Source organism: Flexivirga lutea (genome assembly GCF_054778955.1).
On the sequence record NZ_BAAGZB010000003.1, the window covers coordinates 332,506 to 351,688 of the forward strand.

The 19,183-nt window shown below is 70.4% G+C and carries 23 protein-coding genes, 1 tRNA gene, 1 other RNA gene and 1 riboswitch; of the genes, 19 read left to right on the top strand and 6 right to left on the bottom strand.

Translation table 11 applies throughout. From position 1 onward, the window contains the following. The first annotated feature begins 59 nt into the window (after positions 1 to 59). The 11 genes from ACYVBN_RS14305 (at position 60) to thiD (ending at position 8,241) form a co-directional block, all read left to right on the top strand. Entirely contained in the window at positions 60 to 482 is a 423-nt protein-coding gene (locus ACYVBN_RS14305) for a DUF3052 domain-containing protein (protein ID WP_460601104.1), read from the top strand. Further along, positions 479 to 949 carry a peroxiredoxin gene (locus tag ACYVBN_RS14310; RefSeq protein ID WP_460601105.1) on the top strand — a complete coding sequence of 157 codons (471 nt, stop codon included), beginning with the start codon at positions 479 to 481 and terminating at the stop codon, positions 947 to 949. Before ACYVBN_RS14305 ends, ACYVBN_RS14310 begins: the two co-directional genes overlap by 4 nt. Positions 950 to 1,008: 59 nt before the next feature. Next, positions 1,009 to 1,081 (top strand) — tRNA-Val (locus tag ACYVBN_RS14315). Between the two features lie 98 nt (positions 1,082 to 1,179). Further along, positions 1,180 to 2,049 (top strand): Nif3-like dinuclear metal center hexameric protein, encoded by an 870-nt coding sequence (locus ACYVBN_RS14320; RefSeq protein WP_460601106.1) that lies wholly within the window; start codon positions 1,180 to 1,182, stop codon positions 2,047 to 2,049. Then, positions 2,046 to 2,786 carry a zinc ribbon domain-containing protein gene (locus ACYVBN_RS14325; RefSeq protein WP_440283190.1) on the top strand — a complete coding sequence of 247 codons (741 nt, stop codon included), beginning with the start codon at positions 2,046 to 2,048 and terminating at the stop codon, positions 2,784 to 2,786. Before ACYVBN_RS14320 ends, ACYVBN_RS14325 begins: the two co-directional genes overlap by 4 nt. A gap of 4 nt (positions 2,787 to 2,790) precedes the next feature. After that, positions 2,791 to 3,924 carry a bifunctional RNase H/acid phosphatase gene (locus tag ACYVBN_RS14330; RefSeq protein ID WP_460601107.1) on the top strand — a complete coding sequence of 378 codons (1,134 nt, stop codon included), beginning with the start codon at positions 2,791 to 2,793 and terminating at the stop codon, positions 3,922 to 3,924. Positions 3,925 to 3,992: 68 nt separating this feature from the next. Then, positions 3,993 to 5,186: a PLP-dependent aminotransferase family protein gene (locus ACYVBN_RS14335; protein ID WP_460601108.1), complete on the top strand. Its 1,194-nt coding sequence runs from the start codon at positions 3,993 to 3,995 to the stop codon at positions 5,184 to 5,186. A 21-nt stretch (positions 5,187 to 5,207) separates the two neighbouring features. Next, positions 5,208 to 5,320: riboswitch (TPP riboswitch) on the top strand. Next, positions 5,314 to 6,000: a TenA family protein gene (gene tenA, locus ACYVBN_RS14340; RefSeq protein ID WP_460601109.1), complete on the top strand. Its 687-nt coding sequence runs from the start codon at positions 5,314 to 5,316 to the stop codon at positions 5,998 to 6,000. It overlaps the preceding riboswitch by 7 nt. Then, a complete protein-coding gene (gene thiM / locus ACYVBN_RS14345) occupies positions 5,997 to 6,776 on the top strand; it encodes a hydroxyethylthiazole kinase (protein ID WP_460601110.1) in 780 nt (259 codons plus the stop codon). Before tenA ends, thiM begins: the two co-directional genes overlap by 4 nt. Beyond that, entirely contained in the window at positions 6,773 to 7,417 is a 645-nt protein-coding gene (gene thiE / locus ACYVBN_RS14350) for a thiamine phosphate synthase (protein ID WP_460601111.1), read from the top strand. The genes thiM and thiE overlap by 4 nt, the downstream gene beginning before the upstream one ends. Further along, on the top strand, positions 7,417 to 8,241 hold the full coding sequence (gene thiD, locus ACYVBN_RS14355) for a bifunctional hydroxymethylpyrimidine kinase/phosphomethylpyrimidine kinase (protein WP_460601112.1): 825 nt from the start codon (positions 7,417 to 7,419) through the stop codon (positions 8,239 to 8,241). Before thiE ends, thiD begins: the two co-directional genes overlap by 1 nt. Here the strand turns inward: thiD and ACYVBN_RS14360 are convergent. Together ACYVBN_RS14360 and ACYVBN_RS14365 are read right to left on the bottom strand one after the other, a co-directional pair. Further along, positions 8,232 to 9,320 carry a transporter permease gene (locus tag ACYVBN_RS14360; protein ID WP_460601113.1) on the bottom strand — a complete coding sequence of 363 codons (1,089 nt, stop codon included), beginning with the start codon at positions 9,318 to 9,320 and terminating at the stop codon, positions 8,232 to 8,234. The two genes, thiD and ACYVBN_RS14360, sit on opposite strands and share 10 nt — an antisense overlap. A gap of 13 nt (positions 9,321 to 9,333) precedes the next feature. Next, on the bottom strand, positions 9,334 to 10,080 hold the full coding sequence (locus ACYVBN_RS14365; protein ID WP_460601114.1) for a YaaA family protein: 747 nt from the start codon (positions 10,078 to 10,080) through the stop codon (positions 9,334 to 9,336). A gap of 76 nt (positions 10,081 to 10,156) precedes the next feature. Between ACYVBN_RS14365 and ACYVBN_RS14370 the strand changes: the two genes are divergently transcribed. Continuing rightward, a complete protein-coding gene (locus ACYVBN_RS14370) occupies positions 10,157 to 11,596 on the top strand; it encodes an RNB domain-containing ribonuclease (RefSeq protein ID WP_460601115.1) in 1,440 nt (479 codons plus the stop codon). A 102-nt stretch (positions 11,597 to 11,698) separates the two neighbouring features. After that, positions 11,699 to 12,072: RNase P RNA component class A (rnpB, locus tag ACYVBN_RS14375), an RNA gene on the top strand. Positions 12,073 to 12,138: 66 nt separating this feature from the next. On the opposite strand, the gene ACYVBN_RS14380 is transcribed toward rnpB, so the two are convergent. Beyond that, positions 12,139 to 12,345 carry a hypothetical protein gene (locus ACYVBN_RS14380; protein ID WP_440283180.1) on the bottom strand — a complete coding sequence of 69 codons (207 nt, stop codon included), beginning with the start codon at positions 12,343 to 12,345 and terminating at the stop codon, positions 12,139 to 12,141. Positions 12,346 to 12,570: 225 nt separating this feature from the next. Between ACYVBN_RS14380 and ACYVBN_RS14385 the strand changes: the two genes are divergently transcribed. From ACYVBN_RS14385 to ACYVBN_RS14395, 3 genes are all read left to right on the top strand, one after another. Next, positions 12,571 to 12,720 (top strand): hypothetical protein, encoded by a 150-nt coding sequence (locus tag ACYVBN_RS14385; protein WP_460601116.1) that lies wholly within the window; start codon positions 12,571 to 12,573, stop codon positions 12,718 to 12,720. Between the two features lie 148 nt (positions 12,721 to 12,868). Next, positions 12,869 to 13,054, top strand: coding sequence for a hypothetical protein (locus ACYVBN_RS14390; RefSeq protein ID WP_460601117.1), 186 nt, complete (start codon positions 12,869 to 12,871; stop codon positions 13,052 to 13,054). A 28-nt stretch (positions 13,055 to 13,082) separates the two neighbouring features. Beyond that, positions 13,083 to 13,877, top strand: coding sequence for a PI-PLC domain-containing protein (locus ACYVBN_RS14395; RefSeq protein ID WP_460601118.1), 795 nt, complete (start codon positions 13,083 to 13,085; stop codon positions 13,875 to 13,877). Between the two features lie 7 nt (positions 13,878 to 13,884). Here ACYVBN_RS14395 and ACYVBN_RS14400 read toward each other — a convergent pair whose 3' ends face one another. Continuing rightward, a complete protein-coding gene (locus ACYVBN_RS14400) occupies positions 13,885 to 15,342 on the bottom strand; it encodes a GuaB1 family IMP dehydrogenase-related protein (protein WP_460601119.1) in 1,458 nt (485 codons plus the stop codon). 49 nt (positions 15,343 to 15,391) lie between these two features. Here ACYVBN_RS14400 and ACYVBN_RS14405 point away from each other — a divergent pair, with 49 nt between their 5' ends. Further along, a complete protein-coding gene (locus ACYVBN_RS14405; protein WP_460601120.1) occupies positions 15,392 to 16,042 on the top strand; it encodes an MBL fold metallo-hydrolase in 651 nt (216 codons plus the stop codon). A gap of 38 nt (positions 16,043 to 16,080) precedes the next feature. Beyond that, complete coding sequence (locus tag ACYVBN_RS14410) at positions 16,081 to 17,229, top strand: lipid II:glycine glycyltransferase FemX (protein WP_460601121.1); 1,149 nt, start codon at positions 16,081 to 16,083, stop codon at positions 17,227 to 17,229. A gap of 29 nt (positions 17,230 to 17,258) precedes the next feature. Here ACYVBN_RS14410 and ppgK read toward each other — a convergent pair whose 3' ends face one another. Together ppgK and map are read right to left on the bottom strand one after the other, a co-directional pair. Continuing rightward, entirely contained in the window at positions 17,259 to 18,035 is a 777-nt protein-coding gene (gene ppgK, locus ACYVBN_RS14415) for a polyphosphate--glucose phosphotransferase (RefSeq protein ID WP_440283173.1), read from the bottom strand. Between the two features lie 42 nt (positions 18,036 to 18,077). Beyond that, a complete protein-coding gene (map, locus tag ACYVBN_RS14420; protein WP_460601122.1) occupies positions 18,078 to 18,941 on the bottom strand; it encodes a type I methionyl aminopeptidase in 864 nt (287 codons plus the stop codon). A gap of 53 nt (positions 18,942 to 18,994) precedes the next feature. Here map and ACYVBN_RS14425 point away from each other — a divergent pair, with 53 nt between their 5' ends. Continuing rightward, positions 18,995 to 19,174: a methionine aminopeptidase gene (locus tag ACYVBN_RS14425; RefSeq protein WP_440283171.1), complete on the top strand. Its 180-nt coding sequence runs from the start codon at positions 18,995 to 18,997 to the stop codon at positions 19,172 to 19,174. The last annotated feature ends 9 nt before the right edge of the window (positions 19,175 to 19,183 follow it).

Consider the following 19,183-nt stretch of genomic DNA (forward strand, 5'->3'; position numbering starts at 1 on the left):
CCACTCTCGATCAGGGGCGCCCGGTTGCAAACCGGCGCAGTTCCTAGTGAACTACGGCCATGGCAATTGGGGCCCAGAAATCCGCACTGGCCGAGAAACTCGGCTTCGAAAAAGACCAGGTGGTACAAGAACTCGGTTGGGACGACGACGTCGACGACGCCGTGCGCGCACAGATCGAGGAGCTCATCGGTTCCGGCCTGGAGGACGAGGACTACGACGGTGTCGTGGACGCCGTACTCCTGTGGTGGCGCGACGGTGACGGCGATCTGATCGACGACTGCGTCGATGCGCTGACCAACCTGGCCGACAAGGGTTTCGTCGTCCTGCTCGTGCCCGGGGCGGGCCACCCCGACCACGTCGACGCCAGCGACATCGCCGAGGCCGCGCAGACCGCCGGCCTCAACGCCGGCACCTCGACTCGCGCCGGCAGCGAGTGGATCGCGACCAAACTGGTGCAGGGCGGAGTGGCCAAGCAGCGATGACCTCCAGCCCTCCCGCCGTCGGCGCCACGGCCCCCGACTTCACCATGCAGAACCAGCACGGGGAGTCGTGGTCGCTGCGGGAACGGGTCGCCGAACGGCCCGTGCTCCTGGTCTTCTACCCGTTCGCCTGGTCCAGGGTGTGCACCGGTGAACTCTGCGGGATCCGCGACGACTTCGACGGATTCACCGCGGCAGGTGCCGCCGACGTCGCCGCGATCTCGTGCGACCCGATGTTCACGCTGCGCGCCTGGGCCGACGCCGAGCGCTACGACTTCGACCTGCTGTCCGACTTCTGGCCGCACGGAGCGGTGGCGACGGCATACGACGTCTTCAACGCCGACGCCGGTATGGCGATCCGTGGCACCTTCCTGGTCGACACCACGGGAGTCGTGCGCTGGACGCAGCTCAACGGCCCGGGCGAGGCCCGCGACTTCGCCGGTTACCGGGAGGCGCTGGCCGCGCTCTGAGGGTCCGGCTGGCAGAATGGCCGTCGCCGCGGCCTGCCGCGGACGCACGCAACGCGCGAGGGCCTGTAGCTCAGTTGGTAGAGCACCGCGTTTACACCGCGGCTGTCGTCGGTTCGAGCCCGGCCGGGCCCACTCGTCATGGTGTTTTTTCGCCGGCCCTCGGTCGGCGGTCTGACACAACCTGGCACCACGGACCAAGTGCACAGCTGCATCGACCAGAGAGGCGTCACGTGACAAGTCCCACCCTCGCGGACGCGGTCCGGGCGCTCGACGGGTTCTACCCGCCGCAGACCGCCGCCGGATGGGACCGCGTCGGGCTGGTCACCGGCGACCTGCAGCAGACCGTCAGCCGGATCCACTTCGCCGTGGACCCGACACTGTCGGTGATCACCGAGGCGCGCAAGCTGGGAGCCGACCTGCTGGTCACCCACCACCCGCTGCTGCTGCGCGGCGTGCACTCCGTGGCGACGACCACCGCCAAGGGGGCCGCCATCACGACCCTGGTGGTCGCCGACGTCGCCCTCTACTGCGCGCACACCAACGCCGACGTGGCCGACCCGGGCGTCAATGACGCGCTCGCCACCGCGTGCGGCTTGTCGGCCACCGACCCGTTGGACGAGGAGGACGGGCAACCGATCGGCCGGGTCGGGGACCTGCCGTCGCCCACCACGTTGGGTGCCTTCTGCCGTGCGCTGGCCGACGCACTGCCGGCCGCACCCGCGGGGTTGCGGGTCAGCGGGGATCCGGAGGCGAGCGTGCGGCGAGTCGCCGTGCAGGGCGGCGCCGGCGACGACCGTTTCGACGCCGTCCGGCGCAGCGGTGCCGACGTCTACGTCACCGCGGACCTGCGGCACCATCCGGCGCTGGAGGCACGCGAAGAGGCGCGCGGCGGTGCGCCATACCTGATCGATGCCGGGCACTGGGCCACCGAATCCCTGTGGCTGACCGGGGCGGCCGACCGGCTGCGCACCGCGCTGGTCGCGCAGGAGTATGACGTGCAGACCACGGTGTCGCGCCTGCGCACCGATCCCTGGGACTTCGTCGTGCCGACCGGGCACGGGGAACCGACCGACCGACCGAAGGAGCATGACGCCCTGTGAAGGCTGATCTCACCCGCCAGTGGCGACTGCTGGACCTGCAGAAGCTCGACACCCGCCTCGACCAGTTGGGCCACCGCGAACGCACGTTGCCGGTGCAGACGCAGCTGGACGAGGCCACCGCCCGGGCCGGCACCCTCGCCGAGGAGGTCGTGCTCGCGCGCACGGCGTTGCAGGACAACGCCCGCGCCGTCAGCAAGGCCGACGCCGACGTGCAACTGGTCCGCGACCGGGCGGAGCGGGATCGCCGGCGCCTGGAGAGCGGCACGGGCACGGCCAAGGAACTGCAGAACCTGCAGCACGAGTTGGAGACGCTCGCGCGCCGGCAGTCCGAGCTGGAGGACGTGGAGTTGGAGGTGATGGAGCGCGCCGAGAGCCTGCAGTCCGACCTGACGGCCAAGGAGGCGGCCCAGCAGGAGGCACAGCAGCGTGTCGAGGAGTTGCAGTCCGCCAAGGACAAGGCCCTCGCCGAGATCGTCGCCGAGCGCGAGACGGTCGAGCGCGACCGTGCCAACGTGGCGCCGGGTGTGGGTGCCGACCTGCTCGCGCTCTACGACAAGCTGCGTGACCAGATGGGTGGTGTCGCAGCCGCGGCGTTGCAGCAGAAGCGCTGCAGCGGTTGCGGCCTGGAGCTCGGCCAGGCGGATCTGGCGCGCATCCGCGCGGCCGCCGAGGACGAGGTGGTGCGGTGCGAGGAGTGCCGCCGGATCCTGATCCGCACGGCCGAGTCGGGCCTGTAGACAGATGGGGCGTTCTCTCATCGTCGAAGCCGACGGTGGCTCTCGCGGCAACCCCGGTGTCGCCGGCTACGGCGCTCTGGTGCGCGATGCGCGAGACCGGTCACTGCTCGCCGAACGCGCTGCGCCGCTGGGCAAGGCGAGCAACAACGTCGCCGAGTACCAGGGCCTGATCGCCGGCCTGCGGGCCGCCGAGGCGATCGACGAGGGCGCCGACATCGTCGTCCGGATGGACTCCCGGCTGGTCATCGAGCAGATGGCCGGCCGGTGGAAGATCAAGCACGAGGACATGCGGCGGTTGGCCGCCGAGGCGCAGGAGGTGTTGCGCCGGATCCGGGCCGCCGGGGGGTCGGTGGAGTGGACCTGGATCCCGCGTGCGCAGAACAAGGCGGCCGACAAGCTGTCCAACGACGGGATGGACGGCCGGACCGTCGAACGCGATCTGTGGCGCGAGGAGCCGGACGGCCCGGTTGAGCCGGCGGACACCTCGACCGAGGAGTCCCGGCCGTCGCTGCCCTCCCGGACGGTTGCCACCCGGCTGATCCTGCTGCGGCATGGCGTCACCGACTTCACCGTCGGTGGCCGGCTCGACGGGCGCGGGGGAGCGGACCCGTCGCTCAATGCGACCGGTCTGGAGCAGGTCGAGAAGGCCGGTGCGGCGCTGGCCGAGCTGGTCAGCGGCCCGGTGACCGTGCTGACCTCCTCACTGGCGCGAGCGCGCCAGACCGGGGCGGCCGCGGCGCGTGCCCTGGGCGTCACGCCGGTGGTCGACGAGGACTGGGACGAGCAGGCATTCGGCGCCTGGGACGGTCTGAGCTATGCGGAGATCGGCGAACGCTATCCCGGCGACCCGGCCAGGATGCGCGTCGAGGAGGATTTCCGCGTCGACGGCGGGGAGACCCATCTGGAGCTGACCGAGCGCATCAACGCCGCGCGTGAGCGTGCGCTGGAGCACGGTGGCACCGTCGTCGTGGCGACACACCGGATGCCGATCCTGGTGGTGCTGCGCTCCTTGCTGGGACTCAGCTTCGGGCACGCCTGGCTGTTGGCCGCCGACCCCGCGTCGTTGACCGAGATCGACGTGTATGCCGACGGCAGTGCGAGCGTCGCCTACACCAACGACACCCACCACCTGAGGTAGTCCGGATCCCGCGGTCGTAGTGCGGACGCGACGTATGGCGCGCGACGTCGTGTGGGAAGGTGCTTTTCATGACGTCGTCGCCATCCCATGACTGGTCCCCGGACACCGTTGCCGTGCGGGGCGGACTGTCCCGCAGCGGTTTCGAGGAGACGTCCGAGGCGCTCTATCTGACGTCCGGGTTCGTCTACCGGACGGCGGAGGACGCCGAAGCGGCCTTCACCGGCGCGGCCGACCGGTTCGTCTACAGCCGGTACGGAAATCCGACGGTCGCCGTGTTCGAGGAGCGGCTGCGGCAGCTGGAGGGCGCGCAGGCCTGCTACGCCACCGGGTCGGGCATGGGTGCGGTCTTCACCGCCCTGGCGGCTCTGCTCGGTGCCGGTGACCGGGTCGTGGCGGCCCGTGGGTTGTTCGGCTCGTGCTTCGTGATCCTGAACGAGATCCTGCCGCGCTGGGGCGTGCAGACGGTCTTCGTCGACGGTCCGGACAACGAGCAGTGGCGGGCGGCGCTCGCCGCACCGACCACCGCGGTCTTCTTCGAGACTCCGAGCAACCCGATGCAGGAGCTCGTCGACATCGAGTTCGTGACCGAGCACGCGCACGCCGCCGGGGCGCAGGTCGTGGTCGACAACGTCTTCGGCACTCCGGTCTTCTCCCGCCCGCTGGAGCACGGCGCGGATGTCGTGGTCTATTCGGCCACCAAGCACATCGACGGCCAGGGTCGGGTGCTCGGCGGCGCGATCCTGGGCAGCGAGGACTACATCCACGGCCCGGTCGAGAACCTGCTGCGACACACGGGCCCGTCGATGTCGGCGTTCAACGCCTGGGTGCTGCTCAAGGGTCTGGAGACGATGCGGCTGCGCGTCGAGGCGCAGGCGCGGACGGCGTTGCAGGTCGCGGGCGCTCTACAGCAGCATCCGGCGATCCGGCACGTCTGGTATCCGTTCCTGGACTCACATGCGCAGTTCGCACTCGCGCAACGGCAGATGAGCGGTGGCGGCACGGTCGTGACGTTCGAGCTCGACGGGGGCAAGGCGGAGGCATTCGCATTGATGAATTCGCTTGGCATCATTGATATCTCGAACAATCTGGGCGACTCCAAATCACTGATCACCCACCCGGCGACCACCACCCACCGCCGGATGGGTGCCGAGGCGCGCGCGGCGATCGGCATCACCGACGGTGTGCTGCGGCTGTCGGTCGGCCTGGAGGACGCCGATGACCTGGTCCGGGACCTCACCGGCGGGCTGGCCGCGCTGTCCTGATCCGCGCCCGCTACGGTGGGCTGGACAACCCGCGGGAGCTCGGAACGACCGGGCTGAGAGGGCGACTGACGCGTCGCCGACCGCTACGACCTGAGCCGGACAATGCCGGCGGAGGAAGGGATCTGCGATGTCCGCAGTGGAAACCACATCGTCATACACCTGGTGGCCGGTGCTCGGAACACCGATGGAGGACGGCCTCAAACGGGTGCTCGCCCACGACTTCCTGAGCGGTCTCGCAGCGGGCACCCTGCCCCGAGACGCCTTCGGCTACTTCATCGTGCAGGACACGCTCTATCTGCGCGAATACGCCAGGGCCCTCGCGCTGCTCGCCGCCAAGGCGCCGTCCGAGGCCGCCGGGACCCTCGCCGCGCACGCCGGCTCCGCCGTCGCCACCGAGCTCGGGCTGCACCCGGCCCTGCTCGAGCAGGCCGGCCTGGACCCTCGGTTGCTGCACACCACGCCCACGTCGCCCACCACCACGGCATACACCAGCTATCTGCTGGCGACCTGCGCGCAGCGGCCGTTCCACGAGGGGCTCGCTGCCGTGTTGCCCTGCTACTGGATCTATCAGCAGGTCGGTGCGGCGCTGGCGGTGCGCGGGTCATCCGACCCGGTCTATGCGCGGTGGATCGAGTCGTATGCCGCCCCTGACTTCGCGCGCAGCGTCGCCGAGATGCTGGCGATCGTCGACCGGACCACCGTCTCGTGCAGCGACGGCATGCTCGCCGGCATGGCGCCACACGTCGAGACCGCGACCCGCTACGAGTGGATGTTCTGGGACGCGGCGGTCCGCGAGGAGCGGTGGCCCTGGTGAACCATCACGACGTGGCCGATCTGCTGGCCGAACTGCGCCGCACCGCACCCTTGGTCCAGTGCATCACCAACTCGGTGGTGACCGGCTTCACCGCCAATACGCTCCTGGCGCTCGGCGCCGCGCCCGCGATGGTCGACAACCTCGAGGAGGCAACGGTTTTCGCCGGTGTCGCCGACGCGCTGCTGATCAATGTCGGCACCATGTCGCCGGCGGCGGCGGAGACCATGGTCGCCACCGCGCAGGCCGCCGGACAGGCGGGCACCCCGTGGGTGCTCGATCCGGTCGCCGTGGGCGGCCTGCCGTTGCGGGACCGGGTCGCCGCGGAGCTGGTGCCGCTGCGGCCGTGCGTCATCCGCGGCAATGCCTCGGAGGTGATGAGCCTGGCCGGCGCGGACGGCGGCGGACGAGGCGTCGACAGCACCGCCGGCACCGACGCGGCCCTGGAGTCGGCGCACGCCCTACGGTCCAGGACCGGGGGAGCGGTCGCGGTCAGCGGCCCGGTCGACCACATCGTGGGCGACACCGTGCGCACCGTCTCCAACGGCACGCCGATGATGACCAAGGTGACCGGCGTGGGCTGTGCACTCGGCGCGATCACCGCGGCCTTCGCCGCGTGCGCTCCACCGGCCGACGCCGCGTTCGCGGCCACGGCCGTCTGGACGATCGCCGCCGAGCTGGCGGTCGAGCGATCGAGCGGCCCCGGCTCGTTCGCCGTGGAGCTGCTGGACGCCCTGCACGGCATCGATCCGGATCAGCTGGCAAGGCTCAGGTCGTGAGGTCCTTCGATGCCGGATGGTTGCGGCTCTACCTGGTGACCGACCGTGCGCTCTGTGGTGAGCGCGGTGTCGTGGAGACCGTGCGACAGGCGCTCGTGGGCGGGGTGACGCTCGTGCAGCTGCGCGACCACGACGCCACGACCCGTGAACTGCTGGACACAGCAAGGCAATTGCGGCAGGTGACCGCAGACGCCGGCGTGCCGTTCATCGTCGACGACCGGCTCGACGTCGCGCTCGCTGTCGGTGCCGACGGGGTGCACCTCGGCCAGTCCGACCTGCACCCGGTGGACGCGCGCCGCATCGCCGGTCCGGGACTCGTGATCGGGCACTCGGTCTCCTGCCGGGCGGAGATCGACGCGGTCGGCGAGTGGCCCGCCGGCACGGTCGACCACCTGGGTGTGGGCCCGGTCTTCGCCACGCCGACCAAGCCGAGAGCCGCCGCGCCACTCGGGATCGACGGCGTCCGCGAAGCGCTGGCCGGCTGTCCGTGGCCGGCCGTGGCGATCGGCGGCATCACGCAGCAACACGTCGCGCCGTTGCAGGACGCCGGTGCCGCCGGGGTCGCGGTCGTGTCGGCCCTCTGCGCCGCGCCCGACCCGGCCGGCGCGGCGCGAAACATGTTGGCAGCAGGGCAGATTTGATGACGTCATACATCCCGACAGTGCTGACCATCGCCGGCACCGACCCCAGCGGCGGGGCCGGGATCAGTGCCGACCTGAAGACGTTCTCCGCGCTCGGCGCCTTCGGCACCGTGGTGGTGACGGCGGTGGTCACCCAGAACACCCGCGGCGTCGCTGCGATCCACCAGCTCGACGGGCGCACGGTCGCGGGGCAACTGACCAACCTGCTGGACGATGTGCGGGTCGACGCGGTCAAGATCGGCATGCTGGGCACGGCCGAGGTCACCGAGGCGGTCGCCGACGTGCTCCGCGCGCGCCGGCCCGGGCCGGTCGTGCTCGACCCGGTGATGGTCGCCACGAGCGGTCACCGGCTACTGCCCGCCGATGCCGTCGCGGCGTTGCGGGACGAGCTGGTGCCGCTCGCCGACCTGATCACACCCAACCTCCCGGAGGCGGCCGATCTGCTCGGTGTCGCGGAAGCCACGAGCGTGTGCGAGATGGACCGGCAGTTGAGGGCACTGGCGCAGCTGACCTCCGGGGTGCTGCTCAAGGGCGGTCATCTCGACGGCCCGGAGAGCACGGACCTGTTGCTGGTCGACGGCCGGATGACCGAGTTCGACACCCCGCGCGTGGACACCCGCAACACGCACGGGACCGGCTGCACGCTGTCGTCGGCGATCGCGGCGCTGCGGCCGCAGCGTGACTCGTGGGCCGACGCGGTCCGGGATGCCAAAACCTATCTGACCGGTGCGCTGCGCGCAGCGGACACCCTGTCGATCGGCAGCGGTCACGGGCCGGTGCACCACTTCTGGGACGCCTGGCCGGTCGCCCCCGATCAGACCTGACCGAGCGCCACGGTGGCTGCCACCACGGTGACCACAGCCACCAGTGAGGACTCGATGGTGAAGTGCCGCAACGGGATCGACAGTCCGGCGCGTCGGCAGCGACCGAGCCAGAGCAGCGTGGCCAGGGAACCCCAGACGGTGACGATGGGTCCGGCGTTGACACCGACCAACAACGCCATCAGCCGGTGGGCCGAACCGCTCGCGGCGGACTCGGCGGCCAGGTAGGCGGGCAGGTTGTTGATCAGGTTGGCGCCGACGGCACCGAGACCGGACACGCGCAACAGATCCACCGTGGACTCACCCGTGCCCATGACGCGGGCCAGCACCGTGTCGAGGCCGTGCGTGCGCAGGAAATCCACCAGCGCGAAGAGCACGGTCACCGCGACGACCATCAGCCACGGGACCGCGACGTTGCGCAGCGCCGCACGTTCACGCACCGCCAACGTCACCAGCAGGACCAGCGCCCCGGCTGCAGCAGGTATGGCGGGCGTGACACCCGTGACGAACAGCGGTCCCAGCGCCACACAGACGGCAGCGCACACCCGCAGCAGCACCACGTCGTGCGGCCGCGGCATCTGGGGCACGGTGTACCGGCCGCGCAACCGGCGGTGATGCAGCAGCGCGATCACCGCCACCGTCGACGCCATCGCCACCAGTGCGGGTGCCCAGGCCACCCGCACGTATGCCGAGAAACCGCCCCAGTAGTCGAATTCGTGCAACGCCAGCAGGTTGCTGAGGTTGGACACCGGTAGCAGCAGCGACGCGGTGTTCGCCAGCCACACCGTGGTGAAGGCGAAGGGCAAGGGCGGCAGTTGCGCCTGACGGGCCGTGGTGATGACGACCGGGGTGAGCAGCACCGCGGTGGTGTCCAGGCTGAGGACCGTCGTCGCCACACAGGACAGCGCCACCACGATCAGCCACAGACCGAGCGTGCGCCCCTTCGCCATCCGCGCTGCCCAGTGTCCGGCGACATCGAAAACGCCCGCGTGGTCGGAGATCTCGGCGACGACGGTAATGCAGACGAGGAAGGCAAGGACCGGGCCGACGCGGTCGACCAGTTGACCGGCGAAGTCGGTCACGCCGCGCTCCGTGTCATGCGGCACTCACGGCGAGCTCCCACGGCGTTCCGGGGCGCCGCGGCTCGTGCAGCTCGACGGCGAACGCGGAGCCGACGACGTCACGCAGCGCCGCCGGCGTCCGTGGCGAGATGCCCGCTTCGGCGAGGTGCCGGGTCACCAGGCCACGGGTGTGCTTGGCATGGTGGGTGGCGCCCGGCACCTGGATGCGCACCCAACGCTCGGCGGTCGCCCCGGTCGGTGTCCACGCGGCGGCATACGTGCTCGACCGGCAGTCGACCACGACGCCGTTGCCGGCGAGTGCGGTCATAGGCGCCGCCAGTTCACCGCGCCAGTAGGCCGCCAGCGGTCCGGCGCCCGGCAGATGGGTGCCCATCGACAGCCGGTATGCCGGCACGCGATCCGTCAGCCGGAGCGCGCCGAAGAGTGCGGACTGCACGACGATCCAGCGACGGGCGCGGCGGAGCGCGGCCGTGTCGAGGCCGGGCAGGTCCAGGGCGTCATACAGCACGCCGGTGTAGAGCTCGGCGACGTGCTGGGCGGGCGCGGTGCGCAACTGCAGGTTGCGTGCGACGTCACCGGCGAGACTGGCCCCCACCCCGAGGACCTGCAGGGCGTCCGGGCGGGCACTGGCCGCGGCCAGCACGTGCAGCAGCTTGTCCCGCGCCGGGGTCAGGTCCGGCAGTGCCAGCCGGGACAGGTCCAACGCCTTGCCACGCGCTCGTGGAGTCTTGGTCTCGGAGGGCGGCAGCAGGATCAGCACGCGCACAGGCTACGACGCGGACGCGCACCGTCGCGGAACGGACCGCTGCGACCCGCCCGATGCCTATGGTTGGCGCATGAACCCACGGCACCTGATCGCCCCGAAGGCCGACCCGAAGGCCGGAGCCGACGCCGGCCCGTTGGAGCGCGCGTTCGAAAGTCTGCGCGAGCAACTCGACCTGTCGCTGGACTACCCGCAGGCGGCGCTCACCGAAGCCGAAAGGGCGGCGACGGCCGTGCCGCTGCCGGACCGCGACGAGACGGCGGTGCCCTTCTTCACCATCGACCCGTTCGGATCGATGGACCTGGACCAGGCCATGTGCCTGGATCGCGACGGTGACGGCTATCGGGTGCGCTACGCCATCGCGGACGTCCCCGCCTACGTCTCACCCGGCGGGCAGCTCGATGCCGAGACCCGCCATCGTGGCCAGACGATCTACCTGCCCGACGTGCGCGTGCCGCTGCACCCCAAGGTGCTCAGTGAGGACGCCGTCAGCCTGCTGCCGGACCAGGACAGGTCGGCGTACGTGTGGGACATCCGGCTCTCGTCGCTGGGGGAGACGACGTCGAGCGAGGTCTATCGTGCCCGCGTCCGCAGCACCGCCCGGTTGGACTACGAGCACGTGCAACAACGGCTCGACGATGGGTCCGCACCGGGCGGTCTGAAGCTGCTGCGGGAGATCGGGCAGTTGCGGATCGCGTTGGAGGCCAAGCGCGGTGGTGCCAATCTGCCGATGCCGGAGCAGGAGATCAGCAAGGCCGAGGACGGCAGCTACCACCTGACCTTCCGGCCGCAGCTGCCCGCGGAGGAGTGGAACGCCCAGATCTCGCTGCTGACCGGTATGGCGGCCGCCGAGATGATGCTGCAGGCGAAGGTCGGCATCCTGCGGACCATGCCCGCGCCGGAGCAGAAGGCGATCGACCGGCTGCGACGGCAGGCCAAGGCGCTGGGGGTCGCCTGGCCCGGGGACCAGGAGTACGGCGATTTCATCCGCGGCCTCGACCGGTCCGATCCCAAGCATCTGGCGTTGGTCCACGACGCCACGAGCCTGTTCCGCGGAGCCGGTTACACGCCGTTCGACGGACAGCAGCCGGAGGAGACCATTCAGGCGGCGGTCGCGGCGCCCTACGCCCACGTGACTGCGCCATTGCGGCGACTGGTCGATCGCTTCGGGCTGGTCGTGTGCGAAGCCGTCAGCCAGGGCGCACAGGTGCCCGACTGGGTGCGCGAGGCGCTGCCCACCCTGCCGGACATTATGCGCACGACCGATCAGAGGGCCAGCCAGGCCGAACACGCGTGCACCGACGCCGTCGAGGCGGCCCTGCTGGTGCACCGGGTGGGCGAGACGTTCGCGGCATACGTGGTGGACACTGACGAGAGGGGACTGACCGTGCAACTGGTCGACCTGGCCGTCACCGCGAAGGCCGACGGCCACGCCGAAGCGGGTGCCGAGGTCCGGGTCAAGCTCACCGAGGCGAACATCGAGGAACACCGGGTCCGCTTCGAGATGGTGTAGGGCGTCGTAGGGCGCTGCGCCGGCCTTGCCCCATGCCAAGCCTGAGCCATACCGCCCGGCTGGCATGGGTGAAACGCTGGCACGGATAGGATGGCCCGCGGATGAGTCGGCCGGGCGGTCGCGGCCCGAGCGATCGGGGCGAGGAAAGTCCGGACTCCGAAGGGCAAGGTGGTGGCTAACGGCCACCCGGGGTGACCCGCGGGACAGTGCCACAGAAAACAGACCGCCTCCGGTTCGCCGGGGGTAAGGGTGAAACGGTGGTGTAAGAGACCACCAGCACGCCAGGCGACTGGCGTGGCTGGGTAAACCCCACCTGGAGCAAGATCAGACAGCGTGTGACCGAGGGCGGCCCGTCCGAGCACGCGGGTAGATCGCTGGAGGCCACCGGCAACGGTGGTCCTAGATGGATGATCGCCACGTGTCCGCCGCGTGCGGCGGGCGCCATACAAAATCCGGCTTACAGGCCGGCTCATCCACCCACCGTGCCGTGGGGCGGCGCGGAGCGACCCACCGGGACGCCGTGGACACCGAGGCGAAGGCGGTCACGAGCCGTTGATCCTGGCGCCGATCCACCAGATCGCGCCGGCGAACGTCCCGGTCGCCCCGAGAAGGATCGCGCGGAACGCGAACCTCACCGCGTGCCGGCCACTACGCGTGCGGCCGTTGATGCTCAGGACCGCGCCCAGCGCGAAGCTGAGGTAGCCGAGCAGGAGGACAGCCAGGGAGGAGCACCACGCCCACGTCAACATCTGGTTCGGGTTCCTCTTCCATGGTCGGTGGCGTGGGTCCCCTGTGGTCGTGCTGACTGGCGCCTCGATCAGTGCCGGGAATGGACAGTAGTCGACGTCGTCGTGGCTACGTGCAAGTAGGGGCGAACAGCACCTGAAACGTTGCGCGGATCAACGGTGTACGAACCGAACGCCGTGTCCAGTGGCCGTCCCGTCGCGGATCTGCAGCAGGCAAGGATGTGACGCATGTTGGCATTCCTCGGGCTGCTGCTCGTCATCTGGATCGTCCTTGCCGTCCTCGGTTTCGTGATCAAGGGCTTGTTGTGGCTGGCCTTCGTGGGGATCATCCTGTTCCTCGCGACGGCCGCATACGGCTGGATCAAGCGCAGGGTCTGACGACCACGGAGCAGCGCCCCACCTGGCCGATTTCCGGTCGGGTGGGGCGCTTCGCTGTCCCGGCCCGGTCGGGTGCCGGCGCTGCTCGGGAGATCGGTACGTGGCGGGTTCGGAGGCAGTTCCCAGCCGGTGTTCCTAGCATCCGGCCATGGGGCTGTTCCGACATCACACGCCGGCGCCGGACGTGTGTGACCGGTGCGGTCACATCGCGGGCATGCACGTGAACACCGTGCTGGGCTGTCGGCAGTGCGACTGCCCGCGCAGCCCCGGGCAGGTGCTGCGGCACATCGACCCGGACGGGACGGTGGGGGGACCGACGCCGCACGGCCGGTAGCGCCGAACGCTCCGCCATGATGGGCCGTATGACGCCTCGCGACCGCTCCTCGCTCTGGCGACAGGTCGCTGCCACGACGTCCCTGCCACACGCCCATGCCCACGCCGACTCCCGGCATCGCCGGCCGTTGTGGGATGCGCTGACGGCCGGCTTCACCAGTCTTGAGGTGGACGTCTGGGTGGTCGGTGGCCGGATCCTCGTCGGGCACAGCGCGCCGCGCCCGCTGCGGAGCCTGCGCCGGCTCTACCTCGACCCGCTGGCCGCGATGATCCGCGAAACCGGTTGCGTGCACAGCGATTCCAGTGAGCCGCTCACGCTGCTGCTGGACGTCAAGAGCAATCCGCGCAGGGCGCGGCCGGTCATCGAGGCGACGCTGCGGCGCTACTCCGACCTGGTCAGTTCCTGGCGGGACGGGCGGTTCGCGGCCGCCGGCGTCACGGTGATCGTCAGCGGAACCCTCTCCGAGCAGCTGTATGACGCCCCACACCGCTGGACCGGTGTCGACGGTCGGGTTCGACGCACCGGTCTCGATGTCACGGCGGACCTGATGCCGTTGCGCAGCGACTGCTGGCCCGAGCTCTTCTCCTGGCGGGGCGTCGGGCAGATGCCGGCCGATCAGCGTGCGCGGCTGGACCGGATGGTCGCCGACGCACACTTCCGCGGCCAGCGGGTGCGCTTCTGGGACACCCCCGACCGGCCGGGACCTGCCCGGGACACACTCTGGGCGACGCTGCTGGATGCCGGTGTGGACCATCTCGACACCGACGACCTCAGCGGCGCGTGCGACTTCCTGAGGGCCCGTGCGCCCCGACGACGTGGCTAGGTGGGAGTCACCAGGATGTCTCGCGCGGCCGGCCCTCGTCGTACCCGCTGGCACTCTGCACGCCGACCAGGGCGCGCTCGCGGAACTGCGCGATGCTGCGGGCGCCGGCGTAGGTGAAGCTGGACCGCACCCCGGCAATGATCGAGTCGATCAGGTCCTCGACACCCGGACGTGCCGGGTCCAGGAACATCCGCGAGGAGGAGATGCCCTCCTCGAACAGCGCGGACCGTGCGCGGTCGAACGCGCTGCGCGCCTGCGTCCGCCCACTGACGGCGCGCGCACTCGCCATACCGAACGACTCCTTGAACAGGCGCCCGTCGGCGTCGGTGTTGAGGTCGCCCGGGCTCTCCCAGGTGCCGGCGAACCACGAGCCGATCATCACCGACCCGGCGCCGGCAGCCAGCGCGAGGGCCACGTCCCGCGGATACTTCACACCGCCGTCGGCCCACACGGACGCGCCGAGTTCCGTTGCCGCAGCGGCGCATTCGAGCACTGCGGAGAACTGCGGGCGGCCGACTCCGGTCATCATCCGGGTGGTGCACATGGCACCCGGTCCGACGCCGACCTTGATGATGTCGGCGCCCGCGGTGGCCAGATCGCGCGCCCCGTCGGCGGTCACCACGTTGCCTGCGGCGATCGGGACGTGGTTGCCGACCTGGGCTGCGTGCTCGTCGCGGACGGCCCGGACGACGGCGAGTGCGTCGATCATCTTGTCCTGGTGGCCGTGCGCGGTGTCGACCACCAGCACGTCGGCGCCGGCGTCGAGCGCGGCGGCCGCCTTGGCCCGCACGTCGCCGTTGATGCCGATGGCGACGCCGATGCGCAGCCGGCCGTCGGCGTCCACTGCCGGCCGGTAGATCGTCGAGCGCAGGATGCCCTGCCGGGTGAGCACCCCGGCGAGTTCGCCGTCGCGCACGACCGGCGCGAGCTCGAAGTGGTGCTCGGTGAGGGAGTCGAAGACCGCACCGAGGTCGTCGCCGTCCTTGACGGTGAACAGGTCGCGGGTCATCACCTCGCCGACGGTGGCGAAGCGGTCGACCCGCCGGGAATGCCGCTCGGTCACCAGCCCGACCGGTGCCCGCAGGTCATCCACCACGACGGCGGTGCGGTGTGCGCGCTTGCCGATGAGCGCCAGCACATTGCCGACCGGTTCGTCGGGGCGCACGGTCACCGGCGTCTCGTAGACCGTGTGACGCGACTTCACATACCCGACCGTCTCGCGCATCGCGTGCTCCGGGATGTCCTGCGGCAGCACCGCGATCGCGCCGCGCCGCGCGACGGTCTCGGCCATCCGGCGCCCGGAGATCGCCGTCATGTTCGCCACGACGAGCGGAATGGTGGTGCCGACCCCGTCCGGGGTGGTCAGGTCGACGTCGAGGCGGCTGCTCACCGAGGAACGGGAGGGCGCCATGAAGACGTCGTTGTAGGTCAGGTCGTATGCCGGGCGGTCGCCGAGAAACTTCACGTTCGGCCATGCTACGTGTGATCGGCCCGCGCGTCATACCGTGAGAGGCATGCAGATCACACATCTCGGTCATTCCTGCCTGCTCGTCGAGGTCGCCGGACGCCGGGTCCTGCTCGATCCGGGCACGTTCTCCTCGTTCGAGGGCGTCGAGGGCCTGGACGCGGTGCTGATCACCCACCAGCACTTCGACCATCTCGACCCGGATCGCGTGCCGGTGTTGCTGGAGCGCAACCCGCACGCCGTGGTGCACGCGGACCCGGAGTCGGTGCGACTGCTCGCCGACAGGGACATCCCGGCCCGTCCGACGGTGGACGGTGAGCCGTTCTCGTTCGGGGACCTCACGGTGACGCCGGTCGGCGCGCAACACGCGGTGATCACCGAGTACGTCCCGCGCATCGCCAACGTCGGGTTGGTGTTGCGCGCGCCGGGCGAGCCCTCGCTGTTCCACCCCGGCGACGCGCTGGACGCGGAGGTCCCGGCCGTCGACCTGCTGGCCGTGCCGGTCAGTGCACCGTGGTGTGCGGTGAAGGAGACCGTCGAGTTCGTCCGACGCATCGCACCGACAGCGGTCGTGCCGATCCACGACGGCCTGCTGACCGATCCCGGCCGTGGCGTCTACCTGCACCACATCACCGAATTCGGGCGCGACGGCGGCGTACCCGTGCGGGACCTGCGCGGCGCCGGTGCCGTGACGGTCTGATCGAAGCAGGCCGTCCGGCCCCGGGTACCTTGGTGGCCGTGAAGCTGCGAGTGACCACCTGCCATGACCGTGACACCTGGGACCGCGCCGTTCTGTCCGCTGGGGGTCATCCGCTGCAGCTGTGGGGATGGGGCGAGGTCAAGTCACGTTACGCGTGGACGGCCGACCGGCTGTTCGTCCAGGACGCGCACGGCCGCCAGGTCGGGGCGGCCCAGGTGCTCCACCGCCGGTTGCCGCCGCCGTTCAGGTCCCTCGCCTACATCCCGCGCGGCCCGGTCGCCGTCGAGGGCGACCGGGCGGCCGTGCTCACCGCGCTGGCCGACCACGTCAAGGGCACCCGGGGCTCGATCGCGCTGAGCATCGAGCCGGACTGGGCCGATCCGCAGTCGCCGCTGCCCAAGGGCGTCGACGACGAGGAGATCGCCCGCATTCAGCAGTTACCCCCGACCGGCTGGCTGGCGTCGGTCGCCGGTGCCGGATTCCGCCGCAGCGCCAACACCGGCCTGATCCCGCGCACCCTGGTCGTCGACCTGACACCGGACGAGGACGACATCCGGGGTGCCTTCAACTCCAGCACCCGGCAGAACGTCCGCAAGTCGTTCCGCGCCGAGGGTGTCCGCTTCGGCGTGGTCACCTCCGACACGGACCTGGAGCAGGTGCTGGCGATCAACAAGGAGACCGGCCGGCGCGCCGGCTTCGCGGTGCACGACGACAGCTACCATCGTGCGATCCGTGACCTGATGGGGGAGCGCTCCCAACTCCTCGCCGCCTGGGAGGGCGACGACCTCGTGGCCTTCGTCTGGCTGGTCGTCTCCGACACCACGGCCTTCGAGCTGTATGGCGGGGTCTCCCCGCGCGGCATGAAGCTGCGGCTCAATTACGGCCTGAAGTTCCACGCGATGCAACACGTGAAGGCGCAAGGCGTGGCGCGGTACGACTTCAACGGCCTGCTCAATGACGGCATCTCCGACTTCAAGCGACAGTTCAGCAAGCACGAGGACCTGCTGATCGGCACCTGGGACAAGCCGCTGTCGCCGCTCTACCCGGCGTTCGCGACGGCGCTGCCGACGGTGCGGCACGCGCTCAAGCGCGGTCTGCCGGCCCTGCGCGCGACGGCCCGTGACCCGAAATCGGCACTCGACCGGGTGGCCGGCACCGTCCGCCGGCGGGGCGACACCAAGCCCTGAGCCGGCAGCCCTGAGCCGGCAGCCCTGAGCTACAGCCGCTGCTGCTTGAGGGTCGCCGCGTGATCGGCCAGCCACGCCGCACCGACGATGCCGGCCGCGTTGCGCAACTGCGCCGCGACGATCGGCGCGCGCAGGTGCAGCAACGGCAGGAACTTGTCGGCCTTCTTCGAGATGCCACCGCCCACGACGATCAGGTCCGGCCAGAGCAGGTCCTCGATGTGGCTGTAATAGCGCTGCAGGCGCTGGGCCCATTGCTCCCAGGACAGGTCCTCCAGGACGTGAGCGCTCTCGGCGGCCTTGGTCTCGGCGTCGTGGCCGTCGATCTCCAGGTGGCCCAGCTCGGAATTGGGCAGCAACTGCCCGTCGACCAGGAGCGCGGAGCCGATGCCGGTGCCGAGGGTCGACACCAGCACAGTGCCCTCGGTGTTGCGTGCCGCACCGAAGCGCAACTCGCCGACACCGGCCGCGTCCGCATCGTTGACGACCGTGACGTACCTGCCCAGCCGTCTGCTCAGCAGGTCCTCGACGTTGGTGCCGATCCACGAACTGTCAATGTTCGCAGCGGTCCTCACCACGCCGTGAGTCACCACACAGGGCAGGGTGATGCCGATCGGCTGGCCGTCGATGTCGTCGGCGAACTTGTCGGCGATCTGCTCGATCACCTCGGCCACCGCGTCCGGCGTGGACTCCTTGGGGGTGTCGATGCGCAACCGGTCCTTGGCGAAGGCACCCTTGTCCAGATCGACCGGAGCTCCCTTGATGCCGGTGCCGCCCACATCGATGCCCAGCGGGTAGGTGGTGGTCATTTCTTTCCAGGCTCCTTCGCGACTGCTGCTGTGACCAAGACCTTATGGCACGGTCAGGATCTCCGGCCCGCTGTCGGTGATCAGCACGGTGTGCTCGAACTGCGCGGACCGTCGCAGGTCCCGGGTGGCGACGGTCCATCCGTCGTCCCACAGGGTCCAGTCCGCGGTGCCCAGATTGAGCATCGGCTCGACGGTGAACGTCATACCCGGCTCGATCACGTCCGCGTGCGCCGGCGCGGCGTCGTAGTGGGGGATGACCAGTCCGGAGTGGAAGACCGGGCCGACACCGTGTCCGGTGTAGTCGCGCACCACGCCGTACCCGAACCGCTGGGCGTACTTCTCGATGACCCGGCCGATGACGTTGACGGCCCGCCCGGGCAGCGCCGCCTTGATGCCGCGCAGCATCGCCTGCTCGGTGCGTTCGACCAGCAGCCGGGACTCCTCGTCGACGTCCCCGACCAGGAAGGTCGCGCAGTTGTCGCCGTGGGCGCCGTCCTTGTATGCCGTGACGTCGATCTTGACGATGTCGCCGTCCGCCAGCGGCCGGTCGTCGGGTATGCCGTGACAGACGATCTCGTTGACGCTGGTGCACAAGGATTTGGGGAACCCGCGATATCCGAGCGTCGACGGGTAGGCACCGTGGTCGAGCATGAACTCGTGACCGATCCGGTCGAGCTCGTCGGTCGTGACCCCGGGACGGACGGCGGCACCGGCGGCCTGCAGCGCCTGCGCAGCGATGCGGGCGGCCACCCGGATCCGGTCGATCAGCTCCGGGTCCCGGACCTCCGGGCCGGTGAACGGCGCCGGCGCCGGCCGACCGACGTATTCGGGCCGGTCGATGATGGCGGGGACGGCGCGGCGCGGGCCGATGCGACCGGCTCGCACCGGTGGGCTGGTGACGGACATAGGGTGCAGTCTAAGGAGCGAAGACCCGACCATCACGACGAAGGAGCCGCACCGTGGCCTACTGGTACAACGTGGACAGTAACAAGGTCGAGCAGGACGGCGAGACCGACCCGAAGGCCAACCTGCTGGGTCCCTACGAGACCGAGGCCGAAGCCCGCAACGCGATCCAGCACGCGGCCGAGCGCACGGCCGCCTGGGACGCCGAGGACAAGGAGTGGAACGGCGACAACTGACCGAGCGAC